Source organism: Vibrio nigripulchritudo, from assembly GCF_027924785.1.
Taxonomy (GTDB): domain Bacteria; phylum Pseudomonadota; class Gammaproteobacteria; order Enterobacterales; family Vibrionaceae; genus Vibrio; species Vibrio nigripulchritudo.
This window is the reverse complement of record NZ_AP027050.1, coordinates 74,846-96,271: the sequence shown is the minus strand read 5'-3', so window position 1 is coordinate 96,271 and position 21,426 is coordinate 74,846. Positions and strand designations below refer to the sequence as shown.

Below are 21,426 nucleotides of genomic sequence, written 5' to 3'. Positions count from 1 at the left end.
TTCTATCACTTGCAAATAATAATCATTATCATGTAGTTTAATTAGTGTACATGGAACGCTAACCCGTATGTAAAAGAAAAGACACGGTTAGTGGGTTTATTTTTCTAAAAGGAAATGAAACATGATTACGGATAATCGCACCCTGACTCGCGTCTTCAAAACGCTGATCGTTACCTTCTGCCTTTCCATATTTTCTGTCTCGGCACAGCCCATAGAAGTGGTCGACCTTGCAGGTCGCTCTGTCACTATTCCAAAGGTGCCGAAGAAAATCATTCTGGGTGAAGGAAGGATGATGTATACCCTTGCACTGCTTGAGAAAGGCAACCCATTTGAGCGAGTAGTCGGCTGGAAAGACGACTTGATGAAATGGGATCCAGATGCATACCGAGCCTATCTCAGTAAGTTCCCTCAGGCTGAAAACATCACCAATTTAGGAAGTCCTTACGCTAACGATTTCAGCATAGAAAAGGTCATCACCCTGAATGCGGATCTTATGATTCTGAATTTAGGAAACCTGCTGAAAGCAAAAGAGACCGGGCTGATAGAGAAGCTTGAAAAGGTTGGCGTTCAGGTCATCTTTGTCGATTTTCGGCAGCGTCCGACTCAGAATACAGTGCCAAGCATTTACCTTTTAGGGCAGGCTCTTGGCAGAGTGAATGAAGCCAACCAGTTCATCAATTACTATCAGAAACACATGAAGATGGTTTACGGTCGTGTCGTCTCCAAAAAAGAGGAAGACAAACCCATCGTATTCATTGATAGAGCCGCTGGCTTTAACCCAGATAAGTGTTGCTCGACATTCGGCAGCGCCAACCTAGGTAGATTGGTCGATGAAGCAGGTGGCATTAACTGGGGATCGCGTAAATTTTCTGGCTTTAGCGGCAAAGTAAACCCAGAAGCGATCTTCGCCGAAGATCCAGATGTGATTATCGGTACAGGGGCAAACTGGTCAGAAGCCAAGCCCGACACCGCAGCCGTGCTATTTGGCTATGAGGCGACGAAAGAAAAAGCCCAGCAAAGGTTGAAAAAACTGTCTGAACGTAAAGGCTGGCCAACCCTTTCTTCTGTCAAAAACAAGAAATTCTATTCTGTTTATCACCAGTTCTATAACAGCCCTTATCACTTTGTCGCTTTACTGACCTTCGCAAAATGGTTCTACCCAAATGACTTTAAGGATGTTGACCCTGAGAAGATATTTGTCGAGCTGCACGATAAGTTTCTACCTATAGATTACAGTGGCGTATTTTGGGCAGAGCTTCACTGATATAAAGGTTTGGGTAACCTGTTCGATGCAGAGTTACCCAAACTTCTGACAATTGAGGCTGAATATGGAAGTCATCCACTCTCAATCAATTTCGCAAAGTTACTTATCGCGGATAAGAAGCAAGTACTGGATACTGCTGACACTGAGCATACTTCTTACACTGTCTGTCGCAATAGATGTGAGTGTCGGACCCGGCAAGTTTGCTTTTCAGGTGGTTCTGGAAACCCTTCTGGATAGAACGGCGCATGGCGTTCAGTTGGAAGTGATCATCTGGGATTACCGACTCCCTGTTGCTCTAACCGCCATCATCGTTGGAGCCATGCTCGGGATAGCTGGCGCTCTGATGCAAACCATTCTGAACAACCCACTGGCGGAGCCTTTTACTTTAGGGGTTTCATCCGCAGCCAGCTTCGGGGCTGCTGTCGCTATTGTGATAGGTGCATCCGTCTTTCCTGTGGCAAAAGACATGCTCGTGACTATCAATGCTTTTGTGTTTGCACTTTCTACCTGTGCCGTACTGCTGGTGTTAACCAGAATCAAAGGTGTAGGGACTCAGTCCATGGTGTTGTTTGGTATTGCCATCTTCTTTACCTTCAGCGCCCTGCTCTCAATGCTGGAATACAACGCCTCTGAATCTCAGCTGCAACGCATCATTTTCTGGATGATGGGCTCACTCTCAAGGGCAAGTTGGGAAAAAATCGGTTTGGGCGTATTGCTTCTGGTTATAGTGATTCCATTCTGCCTTAGCCGAACGTGGAAGCTCACATCACTGCGCTTAGGCGAGGAAAGTGCCAAAAGCATGGGGATAAACGTTAGCCGACTGCGCATTGAAATCCTGATTTGCATTTCACTACTGGCTGCCACCGCGGTTTCGTTTGTTGGCACTGTTGGGTTTGTCGGTTTGGTGGGTCCTCACATTGCCAGACTACTGGTAGGGGAAGATCAGCGGTTCTTCCTGCCTTTGTCTGCCATCATTGGTGCACTGGTATTATCCATCACCTCTACTGTCAGTAAATCCATTACGCCAGGTGTGATCTATCCAATCGGCATCATTACCGCTCTCATTGGTGTTCCGGTGTTCTTATCGATTATCTTCTCGACAAGAAAGGAGAGGCTGTCATGAGCCTGATTATTGATGGTATTTCGGTGGCGTATGGTGCGACGAAAGTACTCCATAACTTAACTACCCACCCGATTCAACAAGGGAGTTTTGTTGGGTTAATCGGTCCGAATGCATCTGGGAAATCGACCCTGTTTAAGACCATAACTGGCATTAAGAAAGCCGACGAGGGCAAGATTGTTTTCAATGATCAGTCTTTGTCTGAGATGACGATAGGAGAGCGTGCTAAACACATCGCTTACTTACCTCAGTCCTACGAATGCAATGCCGCACTCACCGTATTTGAAAGCATATTGTTGGCGCTAAAGCACAATGCCAAGTGGCGTGTTACTTCGGAAGATCTTGTTCTGGTGGAGCAGATTTTAAATGAGCTGGGTATTTCCCATCTTTCAGATAAAGACCTGTCCGAAGTGAGTGGCGGTCAGAAACAAATCGCAGCAGTTGCAAGAACCTTAGTTCGAAAACCCAACATTGTTCTGCTGGACGAGCCGACCAGCGCTTTGGATCTTCACCATCAGCTTTCCATTATGACGATGGTGAAAAAGAAAGCCGTTGAGGAAAACTTTACCGTTATCGCAGCACTTCACGACCTCAATCTGGCGGCAGAATTTTGCGACGAACTCATCCTACTGCGAAACGGAAATCTGGTTGCGCAGGGTGCGCCTGAAATGATTTTGTCTCTGAAGGAATTAGGGCAGACCTACAAAGTCCATACCCAACTGGAGAAAACCCAAAGGGAATCTTTGTATGTTGATGCGCGGCTTTCTTAGTTTACTCGTTAGAGAGTGTGTCTCAAATTAAAATGGATAAAATTTATATTGAGGTTTGCTAAATATAAAAAATATGAAACAGCGCTCATTTTAGGCGAAATTTAATTCAAGATTAACCTCCGTAGCGATAGGATGCCATGCTCGGAGGCTTTTTTTATAAATTAGCGATAATATATTGAATATTAACGTATTACTGCCGGTATTCTGGTCTAAATAATAACAAAACACATTATAGCCTTCGAATTTCAAATCAATCTTAATTAAGGACTTTAGGACATGAAAAAGTTGGCTCTCTTGATCTCCAGCGCTTTGTTAGTGACAGCTTGCGGAGGAGGCGGCAGTGGTGATGGGAACTCTTCAACAGGTGGCGGTTCAGCTAACCTTACTAAGGTAACAAACGATAGCGCACGCGGCATGAGCGGCAGTGCTAAAACCGTAGATCCAGCAGCCGCAAGAGGCGTGGTCAATAACTTTGGTTCAAATGGCAACCAAGGCGTTTCTCAAGTAGCTAAAGCCGCATTTTATGGTATGCGTGCCGCCTCTCAATCTGAAACCTATCCTTGTTATCAACGCAATGGCAAAATTGTGACAACTGTAGAGCAACAAAATGATAAAAGTGTAGTGTCACTTTCAATCCAGAGATGTAGCCTTTCAGATGATCTAAATATCTTTGCTAACGGCAAATTTGGTATGGTTGTTCAGGATGGAGCATTCACTATTGATGGCAATTTCGTATTACATGACGAAAACAAAGCCGAAAATCTTCTTGTCCTAAACCCACTAAACTTTGCATTTAACTCAAATACTGGCATCGTTTTCTCTTCCACTATTACTGCAGATAGCAATACTCACAATGTCACATTTACCCAATCGGTCATAAGTGAATCAAGCTCTAACATTACTACCTCTCTAAAAATTGAAGGTGCAGACAGCACTTGGGTAGAAGTAGTTCGTGTCGCTGATGTCTTCGGCACAGAAACAAGTTGTGAAGTCACACAAAGTGCAGGGCTTAGCCTGACCAAAGAAGATGGCTGTTCACTACTGCGTCTATAACGCGGTTTAGACCAGACAAAAAGCCCAAATTGCTCCTACAATTTGGGCTTTAATTTACATTGTAAATCTAACTTTTGGAAAGCTTAAAAATCCGCCTGCCTTTAGCTTTCAACCCGAAAATGCTTTGCGCTGGATTCCTTCATCGCCAGTAACGGCGCTGCGATACATAGAACTCCACACCCAATCAGCACAACATTGGCTCCAAACGCTTCGGTTAATGGTGCAATCAGCATCAATCCCATTGGAGCGAACCCGTAAGAACATAAGAAATCAATGGATGAAACCCGAGCGAGCTTCTCTTTAGGGATCTCTTTTTGTAGAGAAGAGAACCAGATGACATTAAAGATTTCGATGCCAATACCAGCCAATAAATAAGCAGCGATAGGGAAATAAATACTGTGACCAAGCAGCAGGCTCAAAGGCACCAAACCGTAAACGGCTAACCCCACCAGCGCCCACCAGCCTTGTGGTACAAAGTTTCTGTAGCCAAGGATTACAGCCCCCAGTAACCCACCTAACGCGTATGCGGTCATGGAATAGGTCAGCAGGCTGGAATCACCAAACTCCGACTTAGAAATGATGGGCAGCATAACATTGGTCGCGGAATACCCTGCCGCGATCACGATGGTGAGCGATGCAAGACTTACGATAAACCAAGGGTGTTGCTTCACTTCAACCAAAGCTTCTTGCATATCTGTCAGCATGGTTTTTGGTGAATAGCTGGTCACCGATATCTGCGATTTTCCCTGAGCCACCCAAGGTGGCAACAGTGCGCTTAAGAGCCAGCAAACGCCAAGCAACGCAAAACCACTGTAAAATCCAGTGGCGATTGCCAATGCAGTGACCCCTGCTGGACCTAATAGGGTCACAATACGAATCGACAAACTCATGGCAGCATTGGCAGATTGAAGGTGCTGACTTTCGATGACTCTTGGGACTAAGGCTTGAAAGGCAGGTCTGCAAGCGCCCTGACCAAAACCTGATAGGGTCGCGCCAAGTAACAAGAGTGCGGTATCACTTACCTCTACTGCTGGCAGCGAAAGTGCCATCAATAAGATACCAGAAAACGCAATGAGGCTGGCGTACAACACCACTTGTCGGGAAGAAAACCGGTCTGCAAACACTCCGCCTAGTAAAACACCGACAAGAAACCCGCCCGTTCGAAATGCCAGCGCAAATCCGAGTAAAGTGGCGGACAGCATTTCTAAGGTCATCCCATACCCTAGAAGAAAAGGCAGCCCCCAGGTAGCAAAGCCGGAAGAAGTACTGCCTAACCATAATCGAAGGAACGGTGGATGTTTTGCAACAGTGATCAATGGAACAACCTCATATCAATAGTTAGCTTATGCCCCCAGTGATACAACCGATAAATCGAACATTAATCAACCATTGTTACTTTTACTTGAGCGCAAGCCCCTTACCGTTCAGATATCCCTTGATATGCGGGCGAGACTCGCCTGACAGCTTGCCTGTAATCTGCTCTGACCAAGTGACGTTTTTATTGTTCCCAGAGCGACTGGCGTAATAGCTCAGCATAGTCTGATCGTATTCGTCGACCATGGCTTTGTTTAAAGGCTGGTAATGATTTTCGTGGACGATGACATCTGGGCTTAACCTTGGTTTAACTTCCGGATCCTGATCAGGATGACCAATACACATCCCAAATAGCACAGCCGTATGAGGAGGAAGTTTTAGCAACGCATCCACTTCCTGAGCGCAATTTCGAAGCCCGCCAATATAGACGCCTCCCAATCCCATCGATTCCGCTGCCAGTAGGCAGTTTTGTGCCATGATCCCCGCGTCCACAGCCCCTATCAGGGTAAGCTCCGTGTATTCAGGTTTCACTTTATCGTTCATTTCAACATGGCGATTAAAGTCGATACAGAAGACCAAAAACTCAGGTGCAGTGGCTACGTATTTTTGACCACCTGAATATTCCACCAAAGCGTGTCTTTTATCGGGGTCAGTCACTCGGATAATTGAGTTTACCTGCAACAAACTGGACGACGAGGCAGCAATTCCTGCCTTGATGATGGTATCCAGTTGCTCCTCGCTAACTGATTTTTCTTTGAATGCACGAATAGAACGATGAGAAAGAATGGTATCGATAGTGGAGTTCATAAGCAGTCCGTATTTGCTGAGAAAATTCAGGAAGTTCTGTTATAAGTAAAATTCAGGCGGATGTCGACAGAGCCCATCGCAAACCGAAGACAAGTATCACAGAATACATTTATGCGCACTCACACGCATAATGAGCCGTCACCCATTTCAAAGCCCAAAAACAGAATGCAGTATTCTCGGCAACCTTTTGAATTGAGAGAACATAATGAAATTAATCACTTCAATGATAGCTCTGACTGCCATCACAACCAGCACATTTTCCTTTGCTGATGAGAAGAGCGCCAATCAAGATCTGGTCGGCAACTACGCCTGCGCTTTTACCCAATATTCAGGGGATGAGACCTATGCGTACCCAGATTTTAAGTGCAAGATTATCGAAAAAGACGGAGTGCTCACGTTAGAAAAGCTCAGTGGTTCGCAGCGTATCAAAGGCGTTGTCACCCCTACAGCTACAGGCTTTGAGTTTGAAGGCACATACTTCTGCCCATGGGGCGATTGTACTCATGACGTATATGGCGAGTTCCAGACTCAAAAGAAAGGGGAATTTGCAGGCTCTGTTCATCGCTCGACGGACCCAAGTGACTTCACCGACGTCGATCTCCGACGCACCAAATAGTCGTGTTTTCGCGGTCTCCCCGAGATCGCGATTTAACCAGTCATTTCCAAAGTACTGCGCGCAATTCCGCGGATAACTTTACTCTCTTCCGGGCTAGCACCATTTAGCAACGCCTTATAAATCAGCGCATTGATTCGCGTCTTCTTAAGCATGAAGAAATCATGCAGTGAATGCGCAATTTCCAACCGCCTTTGTGGATACTGATTGATCAATTCCCCCAGCAGCTCGCCAGATTGCTTGGGGTATGCGAGGGCAATGTTGATTGCTACATCGTTCGCTTTAAGCGATGACCCTTCTAACGCGGTTCTGAACAACACACCTGGGTCCGTTGGGTTTTGCCCTAACGCGGCTATGAGGAGTTTGAGTTCTGGGTCTGCAATGTCGGTGTACTTAAAGTCCAGCATCGGGTCTAGCTCTGCTGTGCCCGTGGGAATAGGCTGAACATTAACTTGATACTGGCTGACCGACTCCAGTGTATCGGTACGCATAAACAACTTGCGAAACAACAGGAAGAAAAACACAAACAAATGAATGACAATCAGGTAGTAGTAAAGCCAGACAATCGAAAACTGGCTCATCAGATAACCCGCAATAATCGGTCCCATCACACCACCAACACCCAACAAGATTTGCATGGTACTGGTTGCTGGCATGGCTTCTTTTGGCTCGATATGATCGAACACCTGAGTCACGGCAAGCGGAAACAGAGCAACACCTGAACCACCCGATACCCAGAACAACACGGCAAGCATTTCGATAGGCATAGGGAAATAGTTTTCCATGATGATCAGCGTATTACTGATCACACCCATGAACATCAGCCCGGAAGCGACCACACGTTTATCGTAGCGATCCGCCAGCCAGCCAGTGGGGAACTGGGTCAGCAACCCACCCACCTGATAAGAACCCAATATCAACGACAGCCAGATCCCCGAAATGCCTTTTCCATAAGCGTATAGCGAAATCAGCGACACACTTGCGGCATTGATTAAGCCCGCACAAAAGCAGGAAAGCGTGCCTGATGGCGAATAATTCCATAGCTTTTTGATGGTCAGCGGGGCACTCTTTTCAGGCAACTCCGGCATGGGCAGGCGACTCATAGACATAATGATCAACGCAATACAAAGAAAGACAGAAATAATGCCGAAAATCCGAGGGTCCTGCGCCCCCGAAAACGCAATCAGAAAAGGTGCCGTACCAAAACCAATCGCGAAACAAATCTGGTAAGTCCCATACACTCGCCCACGGTTACTTCGGTCACTTAATACATTGAGCCAGCTTTCCAGCGTAATAAAACTGGTGACATAGCAAAATCCAGAGATCATCCGCAGAGCCGAAGTAAGCTTAATATCACTGGTATAACTGTGCATCACAGACACAATTGCCAGTGTCGCAGCCATAGAAGCAAAAGCGCGAATATGCCCTACCCGCAATACCGCTTTAGAACCAAATAACCCCGCACAGATAGCGCCTGCAGCGAACATACTCATTGCCAGACCGATATCCGACGAGTCGAAGCCACCATCTTTTAAGCGAATCGGCAGCATAATAAAGAACAGGTTGTGGCTAATCGCAAAGGCAAAAATAGCGAACAGTATTGGGCGTATACGAATGAAGATGTTGGTTCTCATGGGCACTCTGGTCTTTTCAGGCAATGAGTCGCTTGGGAAATTAGTGATTAAAATATCAACTACAAACATACCATAGCTCAAAATTTATCCACCCCCAATATTATGGAAATGCCTGCCAGAAGTGACGAAGTTAGCTCTAATCTCAACTACGAGAGGTGTGTGGGTGTTCCTAAAAACCGAGTTCGCAATCGAAGCGATTTGGCGGTAAGGTGAGCCCAACCAAAAACAGACAATGGACACGACAATGCTACGCTACGTTGAAGTAGAACCCTCATCAGAGGCAACAGCAAGCGTCATCTGGCTGCATGGACTAGGCTCAAATGGTCACGACTTTGAGGCTATCCTGCCAGAATTAAAACTGCCCGAAGACGCGCCTGTTCGCTTTATTTTTCCTCATTCGCCTTCGATTCCAGTCACCATTAACGGTGGTATGGTCATGCCTGCGTGGTACGACATTCTTGAAATGGGTGCAGGCAGAAAACTGAATGCGCAACAGTTGATTGATTCGGCAGATCAGGTGATTGAATTAGTCAGGCAGGAACGAAGCAGAGGCATCGCATCCGATCGTATTATTCTTGCGGGCTTCTCCCAAGGTGGAGCAGTGGCTTATCAGGCAGCATTGAGTTATGACGAACCACTTGCGGGATTACTGGCACTTTCTACCTATTTCCCGACGTCAGATTCCATTGAATACTCCGATGCCAACAAGCAAATCCCAATTGAGATTATGCATGGCAGTTACGATCCAGTCGTGCTCCCAGCCATGGGGGAAGATGCAAAAAAAGACCTGACAGAAGCAGGTTATCAGCCTAACTGGCGCACCTACCCGATGGAGCATCAGGTGTGCATGCCGCAAATCAAAGATATTGCTGAGTGGCTCACCCATACACTGAAACTCTGACTCAATGAATCATGCGGGGAGTCGCATTCTCGCCGCATGATATTCTTCTAAATCCTTTGTCGCTTTTCTGCTCACTTTTCAATCAAAATGCAATCAAGTGCATATTTTCAACAAAAGACCACAACATTCACTAATCCTTAATTGAATCACATCATCGCTCTATTTATTTTTTTGTAATTCAATAATTAAAGGATAGTTGCTATGTATAAAAAACTCGGCTTACTGGCATATCTTATCAGCAGCCAGGCTTTCGCTCAAATCGATTCCGCTACCCATTACGCCATCAATTATGAAGGCAGAAGTGTAAAAGATTACGCAGCGGGCACAGTACAATTCAACTTCCCGGGCAGCGCCCTCAAAACCCGTTTCACAGGTACAACGCTGGCCATCCACCTGAAAGGCAAAGGCGACCATTTTGATGTGTTGGTTGATGGGAAACTGACTACAAAGATCCTGACGAATGCGGGAACAGCCACTCAAAAATTTGAGCTGTTTACCAGTGCTGAACCTAAAACTGTGGTGGTTGAAGTCGTGAAACGCACCGAAAACTACGATGCCATGACTGAAATTGTCTCTCTGGAGCATGATGGTTATCTGGAAGGCGTTTGGGAAAACCAGCCGCATATTCTGTTTATTGGCGACTCCATCAGTGCGGGCTTTGCCAGTGAATCGACCAAGCGAGACTGCACCTGGGACGAGATTTACAACACCTCAAATGCGCGTCTGGCTTTTCCACATCAAACCGGAGACATCCTAGATTCCAGCATTACACAGGTCTCTCTTTCTGGTTTGGGGTTGATCCGAAACTGGGATGGTAATCAGTCTTTCCACGACCTGACTTACTACGCAGACAAATCTGCCGCCATTTTCGGATCGGGCACTCAATACGAAGACAAACACCCGGATTTGATTGTGATTGAGGTAGGAACCAACGACTTCAGCACCGATCCGAAGCCGCACGAACCCTGGGCAAACATCGATGAAGTGAAAACCGCATGGGTAGAACGCATGGTGGAGTTCACTCAGCAGCTTAAATACCGCTATGACGACGCCAATATCGTCTACATGCCACGCCCAGCCTACCCATACGACTACATTGTCCCTGCAACTCACGAAGCCATGGATATTTTGAAAGGCAAAGGCGTTACCGGTCTTTATAGCCACACGTTTGTGTCACCACTGGAAGCCTGTATCTGGCACCCGACTGAAGCAGAGCATAAAGACATCGCAACAAAGTTAGCCACCTTTATTCAGCAGAATAAGTTGCTGTAACCGATATCCCCCCGTGAAGAGGGTAAAGCTTTACCCTCTTCCAAGACTCTTACATTTAACAATAACAATGGAAAAACAATATGGCATGGCTGAAATCTAACAAAGAACTGTTAGGTCTATTTGTCGCGATAGGCGGCTTTCTGTTTGGTCTGTACCAGTACTACTCGGCGCAGGTCTGGAAAGGAACAGAATTTGCTGCAAAGCAGGTCGAACTACTGAGTTCTGACCCTAAAATTTCAATCGCATCCCGGGCGCTTGAATGGAATAACCGAAAATTTAGAGTTCCTGAAAAGATGGACGTCGAAATCAAGGAAGAATTTTTCCAACACGACCCTGAGAAACTCGCGTCAGCCCTTATTCCTCATAGCGAGAAGAAAGAGTTTGAGAATACAGACATTTTCTATCTCGATGTTTATGATCATTACTTCAACTACTTAGAACGTGTGAATCATTATCTCAGCCAGGGCATGTTTTCTATTGATGATATCGAACCCATTTGCTATCGAGCTACCTTACTCACCGAGGCAAATAATCTCGAATACCACAAAATTAAAGCCTATCTAGACTTCTACAACTTTACTGATGTGATTGAACTGATTGAGCGATGTCAAGAAGCATCCAGTTAGAACCTTTTGAATACAAAGAAATGGGGCGCTTGCCCCATTTCTGCTTTACGGCTTGCTAACAACGGTTACGCCATCAATATCAGGAAAGACCAGTTCCCCGCCTTCCAACTGATTCAAGAAGAAACTCACCATGCTCTCTTTTACCGCTCGGTGCATTGTGTCGGGTTCTACTGCACTTGGGTATCCGATTATCCAGCGATTCTGATCGGTAAAATCGTTGTGCTGGCTGTTTGCAATGGTCAGCAAATGGCTTTCTGCCTGATTGGCATTATAGGCGTTACCAAGTTGGGCAAACTGATCACCAGATTCCAGAAGCAACAACGGTTTGTTCAAAGGATGATTGGCAATATTACCTAGCAGCATTCCGTCCATATTGGCTGCCGCCTGACACACTGATAACCTCTGACAAGCATTCATTGCTGCACTTCCCCCTAGGCTGTATCCCAACATACCCACTTTTGATACGTCCACTTCATAGTCGAGACGCCATTGATTCCACAGTAGCCACTGGTACACCGTCAGCACATCCTGACTTATCTGGGGAACCACAACCTGATCAAAATAGGCTCTGCCCTCTGGCTCAGACACATTGTCTTTGCCCGGTGGTAGATAGACACTCGCTGTTTTTCCATTTTCAAAGGTGGTGATGCCCGAAAGATAAGTATGATTAATGGCGACGACAACGAACCCCTGACTCGTCAGCTCTTCTAACAACTCCGTGTTGTCAGCTTCAAACAGACCAAACCCATGGGAATAAAACAATATCGGCCAACCCGCCCCATCGTTATCTGCCACTTCGGCATTGCTTATCGACCAAGACAACATCGAGGACAGTTCGTGCTGCAAAGGATGAATAGGAGCATCAGCAGGACGCTGACTCTCCAGATAAGCCACCTGATTGCCCCATTTATCGAAATAACCCTGATAATTCCGACTTTCTGAATCGGTAGGGTAATACACCTTTATGTGCATTTTTCTCGACTCTCCTGGCACAGGGCTTACCGTATCTCTTCGGTAATCTATGACATCGAATGACTTAATTCCAACCGCATGTTCACCACTGGGAGAAGGGTAAACGTGGATGCCGTCCTTTTTGGTGTCATCAATAGGTAATGTGAGGTCGTCATCGCACGCCGTTAGCAACGGTGAAAATGCAGCAAGAAGTAAAATGCTTTGTTTTGAAAATGCCATACAGCTCTCCTTAGTTGAGAGCCATAGGTTGGTTTCGAGAGAAGAAATCGTCGTCCGACTGGCGCAACTGGACGTGCGAATTGGCTAATTCATACTGTTCAGAGCGGCTTTGAACTGGGTCGGCGTTTTATCCTGATATTTTTTGAACGCAGCGTTAAAAGTCGATTTTGAGTTAAACCCTGCCTCCAAAGCTAGATCTAAAATCGGTTTGTGGGGCTGATTTTTCATTAATTCGCAAACGTAATTCACCCGTCGACGATTCACCAATTCATAAAACTTCACCCCCATATGCTGATTAAGAACTTGGGAAAGAAGGTAAGATTTAACACCCAACCTATCAGCCAGCGACTGAAGGTTGAGATCCGGGTCGGTAAACATGCGTTGAGTATCCAGTAGGTTTAGAACCTGCTTTTCTAGCGCGATATTCACTTCATCAAGTTGCGGGCTGCTTGGCCCTGTTGGCACGTCCAGTTTGTCGAATTCAAGAAGCTGTGGATTCAGCAACAACAGATAAGTCACACCGAACATGATCAGGCTCATCAGTAAGTATGGCAAAGGGAGCTCGGTGTCGAACACAATCTGAATTGGTGTGGTCGCTATCGCCAGAAGCAAGCTTACGCAGATCCCCCAGAGTAAGCGGAGGTTTTCCTGACTGAGATTGGCAAGGAAATCTTCTTGTTTTACCTGATAGTGATAAACCGTAAAAAACGCCGCGGCGGTATAAACCACGTAAAGCGCCAAAAACCCATACCCTGCTAGGATATGCCGTTGTGTCAGGGCTGTACTATGAGGGTCAAAGAGAAAATCCGTGACCGACAGGTTGATCAGAACCCAAGGAAGAAAATAGAGAAAGATATGGAATTTGGAAGGAGGAGCCTTTAAGCAGGTTCGAATAAAAACATAGAACAGAATCGCATACAAAACGCCCCAGCAAGCATTGATTCGGTGCGATATCCATTGCTCTTCCTGAGCGAGCAACATGCCAAGATCTGCAGCAAGTACAATGTGAATCACCATCAACAGCCAAAACCCCGAATGCTGTCGCGATTTTTGGTACAAAAAACCAGCGAGTACCAAAGATTGAATAAACCCCGCCAATAAGATCGCTGTAATCATTTCTTCTGTCCTTAAAAAGCACTGCAACCCGCCATAGATTATCGTTAATCCGTTTAAATTAGATTAACACTCATTTTGTGATGAGCCCCCGCTTTCTTTCATCTTCTTCAAAAGCTCATCTGGGCATCTAAAGTGTTGCCGTCACTCTGGAAGATTTCAAGCTCCACCGTTTTTATCAATCTGATTAATATAGAAATATTAAAGAAAAATAAAGAACCTGAGCCAGTAAGACAATAGCTTATCTCCTTGCGTCTTTATCCCCCACCGCCATGGAATGTGAGCAAAAAACGCACAGAAAATATTGAAATGTTCACGTGAACATGATTTTATGAACAAGAATCATGACAATTTTATCAGTACCGATAAAACGAACGCTTCTTTTGCAAATACGCCTCTTTAAAAGGTGAAAGAAGTTAAGGATAACAATACAGAATCAAGGATAAGGACATGAAAAAACTGTTTATTGCCTTGTTAGCTGCGGTATCGCTAACAATAACTGGGCACGTTTCTGCTGAAAAAAAATACTCATTCGTTTTCCAGTCAAGTGATCCGGCTGGCAACCCTACTTTTGAAATTGAAAAAGCCTGGGCTGAGTCTGTAAACAAAGCCACCAACGGTCAGATATCCATCGAGATGCTTCCGGTTGATTCGGTAGTCAAATACAACGAAACCCACGACGCAATCGCAGCGGGTATTCTTGACGGTCACATTACCGCTACTGGTTACATTTCAGGGAAAGATCCGGCTTTCGCGCTTATCGGTAACACGGTTGGTGCGTGGTCATCACCTTACGAAATGCTGCGATACATTAATTACGGTGGCGGCAAGGAACTGCTTAACGAGCTTCTGAATTCTTACGGCGTTCATATGATTGGCGCGACGTCGGGCGGTCTTGAAGCCTTTGTTTCGACCAAGCCACTTTCAGGCGTTGCTGACCTGAAAGGTCTGAAGTTACGTGCGCCAGAAGGGTTGGTTCAGGAAGTATTTGCTGCCGCTGGCGCAGCGCCGGTGAACCTTCCGGGTTCTGAAGTCTTCACTTCACTGGATAAAAAAGTCATTGATGCTGCCGACTACACGGTCTTTTCAGCGAACCACTCGTCAGGTATGCATGACATCGCCAAGCACCCTGTATACCCCGGCTTCCACTCTTTGCCTCTGATCGAAGTCTCCATCACGAAGAAAACCTGGGACAAGCTACCTGAGCATCTCAAAGTCGCGCTAGAGCTTTCTGTTGATCACCTTGCTCTGGACATGACATCTCAACTATTCATGAAGGATTTGGCTGCGGTCTCCGATGCGAAAGCCAAAGGTGTCACCATTCATGACTGGTCTCAGGAAGAACGCGCTAAATTCCGTGCGATTGCAAAAGATCAGTGGAAGAAAGTAGCGAAACGTAGCCCAGCAGCACAGAAAGTGTATGACAGCATTCTTGCGTACCTAACATCTCAGGGTTTGTTGTAGTTCAGGAAATGGACTCGCTTCGGCGGGTCCAGTTCACCTGTGATATGGAGAGTATGAATGTCTAAGTTAAACTCCTCAGCATTAAATCGGAATGACGTAGAAAAACCGTCTAAAGAAGTTCCAGAAGATGCGATGGCAAAGCAGGTTCGTAAAATTGGGCTGCCTTTCGCGATCCTGTTTCTGGCAACTACAGCGATTCTGATTTTTGAGGTGATCATGCGTTATGTCTTTTCTATGCCCACCATCTGGGTACATGAAACGGCAGTGTTTTTATGTGCCATCAACTTCCTGTTTGGTGGCTTGTACGTCGCGGCAAAGAATGCGCACATCCGAATCGTTCTTCTTTACGATTGGGTGCCCAACAAAGTTCGCCGAATTCTCGATGTGATCATATACGGAGTGTGCTGCGCGGTAACCGCGTCATTCAGTTGGGCACTTTGGCCAACGGTAGTGAAATCTGTCACCACGCCTGCTGGCGATTTTCGTTTGATTACTAGTGGTAGTGCGTGGAACCCGCCCTATCCCGCACTGCTCAGGATTTTCCTGTTTGTGGTTCTGATCGCTCTTTCGATTCAGTTCTTCATTTTCACCATTAATAAAATTCGGGGGAAATAAGTATGTTTGATCTTCAAGCCCTCGGAATTGAGTACACCACTGCCTTAATGTTCGGAAGCTTATTGCTATTGCTGGTAACCGGATTACCGCTGGCATTTGTCACGCTTTTGGTGGCATTGGTGTTTACTCTTGGGTGGTTCGGTCCCATGGCTATCCCTTTGATAACCAGCCGTATCTTCTCGTTTGTGTCTTCATTTGTGTTTGTTTCTGTCCCCATGTTTGTTCTGATGGCCGCCATACTCGATCGCTCCGGCATAGCCCGCGATCTGTTTGATGCCATGAAAATAGTCGGGGGAAGAATTCGTGGTGGTGTCGCCGTACAAACGATTTTTGTCGCGGTAATTCTCGCGGCAATGAGCGGCATTATTGGCGGGGAAATCGTCCTTCTCGGCATGATCGCTTTGCCTCAAATGCTGCGACTCGGGTACGACAGAAAACTGGCTATCGGTGTCGTGTGTGCTGGTGGTTCACTCGGAACCATGGTTCCTCCTTCCATCGTTCTGATCATTTACGGGCTCATTGCCAACGTGTCGGTCGGCGATCTGTTCACGGCGGCATTTGTACCCGGATTTATGTTGGCGTCTTTCTATGTCACCTACGTATTGTTCAGGGCATACACCAACAAGGATATGGCGCCGGTCATTCAGCAAGACGAAATGTCTTTGTCTGAAAAGTTAGGAAAATTCAAAAGCCTGATCCTGCCATTCGCGGTTGTCTTTGTGGTACTTGGCTCGATTTACGGTGGGGTCGCGTCGGTGACAGAAGCCTCTGCGGTAGGTGTATTTGGCGTGCTGCTTTCGACCGTGGTTCGCGGAGAGTTCAGTTGGAAGATGTTAAAAGAAGCCGCTCTTCAGACACTTTCGACGACAGGCATGATCGTTTGGATAGGCATCGGAGCCAGCGCGCTGGTTGGGGTGTTTAACCTGATGGGGGGTATTCGGTTTGTCTCTGCACTGGTTTCGGGCGTTTCAGACAACCCGCTCATTGTTCTGCTGTTTATGATGGCGATTCTGTTTGTGCTGGGCATGTTTCTGGATTGGGTGGGGATTGCTCTGCTTACCATGCCTATCTTTGTTCCCATCATTACTCAGTTAGGTTACGACCCGGTATGGTTTGGCGTGCTTTTTGCCATGAACATGCAGGTCTCCTTCCTGTCGCCTCCCTTCGGACCCGCGGCGTTTTATCTTAAAAGTGTGGTATCGGATGACATATCGCTCGGTGAGATATTCCGGTCGATGGCACCGTTTATTGCATTACAGATTCTTGCGGTTGGATTATTGATCGCATTCCCCGGAATCACAGGTCGATAATAAGGAAAACGCACAATGACCGAAGAGAACAAGGTTCAATTTGAACAAGAATGCAAAAACATACTGGTTGAGCTTGGGTTAGCTCAACTGAGCGAAATCAGAAAAATTCAGCCATTAACAGGGGGGGTGTCTTCCGACATCGCCCTGGTTGAGACCAATCGTGGCAAATATTGCGTTAAGTGCTCGTTAGAGCAACTGCGTGTGACGCAGAACTGGCAGGCACCGACTCACCGAAACCAGACGGAATATCAATGGCTTTCTTATGTTGCGGGTTTTATGCCTCAGTCTGTTCCTACCCTGTATGGTCAAAGTCAGTCAGGTAATGGCTTTGCGATGGAGTTTTGCCCGCCGGACAGATTCATCAACTGGAAAGACGAGTTGATGGCTGGAAAAGTGGATATCGAGTTTGCTGCCAGTGTTGGTCAGTGTCTGGGAGAAATCCACCAGCGATCGTCTGTTGATAAGCCCGATTTTCCGTATCAGGATGACTTCTATTCACTCCGGCTGTCGCCGTATCTGGAGTCGCTTGAAGCCCTATACCCCGAGTACGCAGCGACTATTAACGGCATTCGCCTGTCGCTTTATCAATCCAGGTTGGTTCTGGTTCATGGGGACGTCAGCCCCAAGAACATCTTAAAAGGTCCTAATGGTCCTATGTTGCTGGACGCAGAATGTGCGGTAACCAGCGACCCCACTTTTGATGTCGCGTTTTGCCTCAATCACCTGATCAACAAGTGGTTAATGGGCATCGCAGACCGAGATGCGTTAAAGCGTTCGATAGAGCAGCTCTGGCTTCACTATTCTGCCTTTGTTCAGTGGGAAAGCTCAGCGAGTCTGGAGTCCAGGGTCTGCGCGCTACTTCCCTGCCTGATTCTGGCGAGGGCAGACGGAAAATCGCCACTGGAGTATCACACCGACACTTCAAAAGTCACTGCACGCCGAGTGGCACATTCACTGTTTAACTTCTCCTTCACTCAATTAAAAGATGTGTTGGAGCATATCGAAGCGGAGTTTATAACCAATCATGAAAGCAGATAACATTCGTCAGATCCGGGGTCGCCGTGTCTGGGATTCTCGCGGAGCACCGACGGTAGAAGTCGAAGTCGAACTGGAAAGCGGAGCAACGGGTCGTGCTATCGCGCCCGCAGGTGCATCAAGAGGGATGAGAGAAGCCGTCGACCTGCGGGACGGAGGCAGCGTATTAAAAGGGCTGGATGTGCAAAACGCGCTGCGCTCAGTTCAGTCTCATATTGCGCCTGCTCTGACGGGAAAGAATGTCTTTGAACAAAACAGTATCGACCAGACACTTATTGATCTTGATGGCACTGGTAATATGGCAAAGCTGGGAGGCAACGCGACAATTGCTACCTCACTCGCGGTCATACATGCCGCTGCAGCACAAAGCCAACGCCCATTGTGGAAGCACCTTTCAGAAACCTACAAGACCAGGCCCAATATTCCGTTACCCGAAATTCAGATTTTTGGTGGCGGCGCACACGCAGGCAGACGGGTCGACATACAAGACTTTATGGTCATGGTTCCCGGTGCAAATAGCTTCTCGGAAGCGCTGGAAATCACTGCCGAAATCTATCATGCAGCAGGCAAAATCCTCGCCGATAAAGGCAAGCTTCAAGGAGTTGCTGATGAGGGAGGATGGTGGCCAGCGTTTGATTCCAACGAAGAAGCACTGGAAACACTGGTTCAGGCTATCGAGAAAGCAGGGCAGAAACCCGGAGATAAAGTCATTATCTCTCTGGATGTCGCTGCCTCTGAGTTCTATTCCAACGGACAGTATCAACTGGCGTTAGAGGATAGAAGCCTCGACCGGGATGAAATGATAGAGCTACTCGAAGACTGGGTTAAAAAATACCCTATCGCGTCCATCGAAGACCCATTAGCCGAAGATGACAAACAGGGCATGGTTGAGTTTACTCGCCAGTTCGGTGAACAACTGCAAATCATTGGAGACGATTATCTTGTCACCAACCCAGCCTTGGTTAAACAGGCGATTGCAGACAAAGCGTGCAACGCCGTTCTGGTTAAGGTGAATCAAATTGGGACAGTGTCTCAGGCGATAGAAACTTGTCAGATTGCCCTTCAATCAGGTTGGCGTCCTGTTGTTTCAGCGAGATCTGGAGAAACCGAGGATCTGTCCATTGTTGATTTGTCGGTCGGTCTGGGTGCTGGGCAACTAAAAGTAGGATCGTTCTCCCGCTCTGAGCGGATGGCAAAGTGGAATGAATGTTTAAGAATTGAGGAACAACTGGCAGGGTCTGCTTCCGGATTTGTAAGAGGAATGCCGCTCGCAAACACGTGGTGGGGAGAAGGCAAGAAATAAGGTATGATTTCGGTTTTTAAGGTGCCACTCAGCACCTTATACCCATCACAGTAAGTCAATGTTCAGAAATAGTTAACCAGCTAAAATGAGCAACAACTTACTGCGATGGGTATTAAGATATCGAATATCCGAAACACAAGGAACTCGCAGCATTGAACAAGCGTGTGACGATAAAAAGTATCGCTAACGAACTCGGCATCTCTCATATGACGGTGTCCAGAGCGCTGGCTGACAGCCCGAAGGTTAAGCCAGACACCAAAAAGCTGATTCAGGAAAAAGCGGCGGAAATGGGCTACATCCCGAATCAGGCCGCCGTTTCAATCCGTGGAGGCCGTTCGGGTGTGGTTGGGCTTCTTATCCCAAACATCGAGAACGAGTTCTATGCTGCCATTGCCAATCAGATGTCGATCGAGTGCGCTCGTCACAACCTGCAGTTAATGATTGGCTTAACTCAGGATGACCCTCAGGAAGAAGTCAGCGCCATCACGCGTTTACTGAAGCACAGTGCCATGTCTGTCGTCATGGTACCTACTCCAAACGGAAGTGAAAATGCGGCTAGGCTACTCAGCGATGTCGATACTATTCAGCTGATCCGAACTCGCCAGAATATTGGTGAATCAGCAGAAATAGTGGTGAATGAATCGAACGCCTTTGAAGAGGCGGTAGTCACGTTGACAAAAGCGGGTTGCCAAAACATCGCATACATTGGTGGTCCTGGCGATCTCAGTACTGGACGGATACGTCTGGAATCCACTCAATCTGCTTTAACAAAGCAAAACCTGCCTTTACATAAACACCTGACTAAACTTGGTGCACCCTCTTTTGAATTAGGGCTGCAAGCCATGAACGAACTTCTTGAAATGGAAGAAACCCCTGATGCAGTCATTACCGCGGGCTTTGAGATATCAAACGGAGCACTGACTGCGTGCTTGGAGAAAGGCGTTTGTTTGCCTGAGTCGATGAGGTTTGTCGGTTATGGCGATCCTTCCTGGTATCAATGGGTAAATTCAGGCATCTCTACCATCAGTATTTCGATGCAGGACATCGTTGATCAGTGCATGACGTTGTTGATCGATTATCAGTCTGGTCAGCGAATAAAATCCCAGTCAACAGTGTACGTTGAGGCCAGCTTGGTTCGTCGCCATAGCGCCTAGCTTTTTATGATTTAAATACCGTAAGGGTGCGATTGTATTCGCACCCTTTTTAGATTTTGAATGAGAGTCGGTTGATCCTAATAGGTCGTTCTTCCCCCGGACATATCAAACGTCGCGCCAGTTGAGTAAGAGCATTCTTCCGAGCTTAGCCACGCCACCATTGCGGCGATCTCTTCGACACTGCCCATTCGACCCATAGGAATTTTCGCCAGCATATAGTCGATTTGTTCTTGCGTAACGTCTGCCAACATTTCAGTCTTGATTACCGCTGGCGTAATGGCATTCACCGTGATGTTACTGGTTGCCAGCTCTTTCCCCAAACTCTTGGTAAGCGCCAGCACCGCAGCTTTAGAAACAGAGTACGCAGAGGCATTGGGGTTGCCTTCTTTCCCTGCTACCGACGCGATATTCACTATTCTCCCGTATTGGTTACTTTCCATGTGAGGCACAATGGCGCGGCAGGTATGGAACACCCCATCCAGATTGACGCTCTGAACCTGTCGCCATACATCAAGCGGGTAATTGGTTAGGGTGGTATTGATTCCAGCAACCCCGGCACTGTTTACCAGAATACTGATTTTGCCGAATTGATTGACGACATCCTGCGCTGCCTGGCTGACTTGCTCGTAGTTGCTGACATCCACCACGTGTGTGCTGACATCGCCTTCATTACCTAACGCTTCTTTGGCTTGTTCCAGGTCTTTGTCATTGATGTCCCAGAGCGCTACTTTCGCCCCTGAACTTAGCAGCTTTTTCGCGACAGCCAGACCCATCCCTCGCCCGCCTCCGGTAATAACTGCACATTGGTCTTGCAGATCAAACTTGTTCATTGATGTATCCTTTCCTTCAATTTTTTTGGTCATTTCG

Annotated in this window: 20 protein-coding genes; 14 read left to right on the top strand and 6 right to left on the bottom strand. The window is 46.9% G+C overall.

Annotated features, from left to right (window positions below):
- The first annotated feature begins 121 nt into the window (after positions 1–121).
- The 4 genes from QMG91_RS18755 to QMG91_RS18740 all read left to right on the top strand — a co-directional run bounded on the left by QMG91_RS18755 (position 122) and on the right by QMG91_RS18740 (position 4,207).
- Positions 122–1,264 (top strand): ABC transporter substrate-binding protein, encoded by a 1,143-nt coding sequence (locus tag QMG91_RS18755; RefSeq protein ID WP_004408055.1) that lies wholly within the window; start codon positions 122–124, stop codon positions 1,262–1,264.
- A gap of 64 nt (positions 1,265–1,328) precedes the next feature.
- Entirely contained in the window at positions 1,329–2,387 is a 1,059-nt protein-coding gene (locus tag QMG91_RS18750; protein WP_281831434.1) for a FecCD family ABC transporter permease, read from the top strand.
- Entirely contained in the window at positions 2,384–3,154 is a 771-nt protein-coding gene (locus QMG91_RS18745) for an ABC transporter ATP-binding protein (RefSeq protein WP_281831432.1), read from the top strand. Before QMG91_RS18750 ends, QMG91_RS18745 begins: the two co-directional genes overlap by 4 nt.
- Before the next feature lie 276 nt (positions 3,155–3,430).
- Positions 3,431–4,207: a hypothetical protein gene (locus tag QMG91_RS18740; protein ID WP_281831431.1), complete on the top strand. Its 777-nt coding sequence runs from the start codon at positions 3,431–3,433 to the stop codon at positions 4,205–4,207.
- A gap of 101 nt (positions 4,208–4,308) precedes the next feature.
- Here the strand turns inward: QMG91_RS18740 and QMG91_RS18735 are convergent, their stop codons facing one another.
- On the bottom strand, positions 4,309–5,523 hold the full coding sequence (locus tag QMG91_RS18735) for an MFS transporter (protein WP_281831430.1): 1,215 nt from the start codon (positions 5,521–5,523) through the stop codon (positions 4,309–4,311).
- Positions 5,524–5,605: 82 nt separating this feature from the next.
- On the bottom strand, positions 5,606–6,328 hold the full coding sequence (gene nfsA / locus QMG91_RS18730) for an oxygen-insensitive NADPH nitroreductase (RefSeq protein ID WP_281831428.1): 723 nt from the start codon (positions 6,326–6,328) through the stop codon (positions 5,606–5,608).
- A gap of 205 nt (positions 6,329–6,533) precedes the next feature.
- On the opposite strand from nfsA, the gene QMG91_RS18725 reads away from it, so the two are divergent.
- Positions 6,534–6,944: a DUF4893 domain-containing protein gene (locus QMG91_RS18725; protein ID WP_281831426.1), complete on the top strand. Its 411-nt coding sequence runs from the start codon at positions 6,534–6,536 to the stop codon at positions 6,942–6,944.
- Positions 6,945–6,976: 32 nt separating this feature from the next.
- On the opposite strand, the gene QMG91_RS18720 is transcribed toward QMG91_RS18725, so the two are convergent.
- A complete protein-coding gene (locus QMG91_RS18720; RefSeq protein WP_038125001.1) occupies positions 6,977–8,575 on the bottom strand; it encodes an MFS transporter in 1,599 nt (532 codons plus the stop codon).
- Between the two features lie 244 nt (positions 8,576–8,819).
- On the opposite strand from QMG91_RS18720, the gene QMG91_RS18715 reads away from it, so the two are divergent.
- The 3 genes from QMG91_RS18715 (at position 8,820) to QMG91_RS18705 (ending at position 11,374) form a co-directional block, all read left to right on the top strand.
- A complete protein-coding gene (locus QMG91_RS18715) occupies positions 8,820–9,476 on the top strand; it encodes an alpha/beta hydrolase (RefSeq protein WP_281831425.1) in 657 nt (218 codons plus the stop codon).
- 201 nt (positions 9,477–9,677) lie between these two features.
- Positions 9,678–10,748, top strand: coding sequence for an SGNH/GDSL hydrolase family protein (locus QMG91_RS18710; protein ID WP_281831423.1), 1,071 nt, complete (start codon positions 9,678–9,680; stop codon positions 10,746–10,748).
- A gap of 80 nt (positions 10,749–10,828) precedes the next feature.
- Positions 10,829–11,374 carry a hypothetical protein gene (locus QMG91_RS18705; RefSeq protein ID WP_281831421.1) on the top strand — a complete coding sequence of 182 codons (546 nt, stop codon included), beginning with the start codon at positions 10,829–10,831 and terminating at the stop codon, positions 11,372–11,374.
- Between the two features lie 45 nt (positions 11,375–11,419).
- Here the strand turns inward: QMG91_RS18705 and QMG91_RS18700 are convergent, their stop codons facing one another.
- Both QMG91_RS18700 and QMG91_RS18695 read right to left on the bottom strand, forming a co-directional pair.
- The gene (locus QMG91_RS18700; RefSeq protein WP_281831420.1) at positions 11,420–12,565 is read right to left on the bottom strand and encodes an alpha/beta hydrolase; all 1,146 of its coding nucleotides are present in this window, start codon (positions 12,563–12,565) and stop codon (positions 11,420–11,422) included.
- Positions 12,566–12,649: 84 nt separating this feature from the next.
- On the bottom strand, positions 12,650–13,681 hold the full coding sequence (locus tag QMG91_RS18695) for a helix-turn-helix domain-containing protein (RefSeq protein WP_281831418.1): 1,032 nt from the start codon (positions 13,679–13,681) through the stop codon (positions 12,650–12,652).
- A gap of 447 nt (positions 13,682–14,128) precedes the next feature.
- Here QMG91_RS18695 and QMG91_RS18690 point away from each other — a divergent pair, with 447 nt between their 5' ends.
- The 6 genes from QMG91_RS18690 (at position 14,129) to QMG91_RS18665 (ending at position 20,559) form a co-directional block, all read left to right on the top strand.
- Entirely contained in the window at positions 14,129–15,142 is a 1,014-nt protein-coding gene (locus tag QMG91_RS18690) for a TRAP transporter substrate-binding protein (RefSeq protein WP_281831417.1), read from the top strand.
- A gap of 57 nt (positions 15,143–15,199) precedes the next feature.
- Positions 15,200–15,757: a TRAP transporter small permease subunit gene (locus QMG91_RS18685; protein WP_022608114.1), complete on the top strand. Its 558-nt coding sequence runs from the start codon at positions 15,200–15,202 to the stop codon at positions 15,755–15,757.
- Between the two features lie 2 nt (positions 15,758–15,759).
- The gene (locus QMG91_RS18680) at positions 15,760–17,067 is read left to right on the top strand and encodes a TRAP transporter large permease (protein WP_281831416.1); all 1,308 of its coding nucleotides are present in this window, start codon (positions 15,760–15,762) and stop codon (positions 17,065–17,067) included.
- 15 nt (positions 17,068–17,082) lie between these two features.
- Positions 17,083–18,105 (top strand): aminoglycoside phosphotransferase family protein, encoded by a 1,023-nt coding sequence (locus QMG91_RS18675; protein ID WP_281831414.1) that lies wholly within the window; start codon positions 17,083–17,085, stop codon positions 18,103–18,105.
- Positions 18,092–19,405 (top strand): phosphopyruvate hydratase, encoded by a 1,314-nt coding sequence (eno, locus tag QMG91_RS18670; RefSeq protein ID WP_281831412.1) that lies wholly within the window; start codon positions 18,092–18,094, stop codon positions 19,403–19,405. The genes QMG91_RS18675 and eno overlap by 14 nt, the downstream gene beginning before the upstream one ends.
- Positions 19,406–19,557: 152 nt before the next feature.
- Entirely contained in the window at positions 19,558–20,559 is a 1,002-nt protein-coding gene (locus QMG91_RS18665; RefSeq protein WP_281831411.1) for a LacI family DNA-binding transcriptional regulator, read from the top strand.
- Positions 20,560–20,636: 77 nt separating this feature from the next.
- Here the strand turns inward: QMG91_RS18665 and QMG91_RS18660 are convergent, their stop codons facing one another.
- A complete protein-coding gene (locus tag QMG91_RS18660) occupies positions 20,637–21,389 on the bottom strand; it encodes an SDR family NAD(P)-dependent oxidoreductase (RefSeq protein WP_022592016.1) in 753 nt (250 codons plus the stop codon).
- Between the last annotated feature and the right edge of the window lie 37 nt (positions 21,390–21,426).

Bases quoted from the DNA above. Each gene is read 5' to 3' on its own strand.
- QMG91_RS18710 (WP_281831423.1), top strand. From the start codon at position 9,678: ATGTATAAAAAACTCGGCTTACTGGCATATCTTATCAGCAGCCAGGCT.
- QMG91_RS18700 (WP_281831420.1), bottom strand. From the start codon at position 12,565: ATGGCATTTTCAAAACAAAGCATTTTACTTCTTGCTGCATTTTCACCG.
- QMG91_RS18705 (WP_281831421.1), top strand. From the start codon at position 10,829: ATGGCATGGCTGAAATCTAACAAAGAACTGTTAGGTCTATTTGTCGCG.
- QMG91_RS18745 (WP_281831432.1), top strand. From the start codon at position 2,384: ATGAGCCTGATTATTGATGGTATTTCGGTGGCGTATGGTGCGACGAAA.
- eno (WP_281831412.1), top strand. From the start codon at position 18,092: ATGAAAGCAGATAACATTCGTCAGATCCGGGGTCGCCGTGTCTGGGAT.
- QMG91_RS18755 (WP_004408055.1), top strand. From the start codon at position 122: ATGATTACGGATAATCGCACCCTGACTCGCGTCTTCAAAACGCTGATC.
- QMG91_RS18720 (WP_038125001.1), bottom strand. From the start codon at position 8,575: ATGAGAACCAACATCTTCATTCGTATACGCCCAATACTGTTCGCTATT.
- QMG91_RS18675 (WP_281831414.1), top strand. From the start codon at position 17,083: ATGACCGAAGAGAACAAGGTTCAATTTGAACAAGAATGCAAAAACATA.
- QMG91_RS18695 (WP_281831418.1), bottom strand. From the start codon at position 13,681: ATGATTACAGCGATCTTATTGGCGGGGTTTATTCAATCTTTGGTACTC.
- QMG91_RS18690 (WP_281831417.1), top strand. From the start codon at position 14,129: ATGAAAAAACTGTTTATTGCCTTGTTAGCTGCGGTATCGCTAACAATA.
- QMG91_RS18660 (WP_022592016.1), bottom strand. From the start codon at position 21,389: ATGAACAAGTTTGATCTGCAAGACCAATGTGCAGTTATTACCGGAGGC.
- QMG91_RS18685 (WP_022608114.1), top strand. From the start codon at position 15,200: ATGTCTAAGTTAAACTCCTCAGCATTAAATCGGAATGACGTAGAAAAA.
- QMG91_RS18715 (WP_281831425.1), top strand. From the start codon at position 8,820: ATGCTACGCTACGTTGAAGTAGAACCCTCATCAGAGGCAACAGCAAGC.
- QMG91_RS18750 (WP_281831434.1), top strand. From the start codon at position 1,329: ATGGAAGTCATCCACTCTCAATCAATTTCGCAAAGTTACTTATCGCGG.
- nfsA (WP_281831428.1), bottom strand. From the start codon at position 6,328: ATGAACTCCACTATCGATACCATTCTTTCTCATCGTTCTATTCGTGCA.
- QMG91_RS18740 (WP_281831431.1), top strand. From the start codon at position 3,431: ATGAAAAAGTTGGCTCTCTTGATCTCCAGCGCTTTGTTAGTGACAGCT.
- QMG91_RS18680 (WP_281831416.1), top strand. From the start codon at position 15,760: ATGTTTGATCTTCAAGCCCTCGGAATTGAGTACACCACTGCCTTAATG.
- QMG91_RS18725 (WP_281831426.1), top strand. From the start codon at position 6,534: ATGAAATTAATCACTTCAATGATAGCTCTGACTGCCATCACAACCAGC.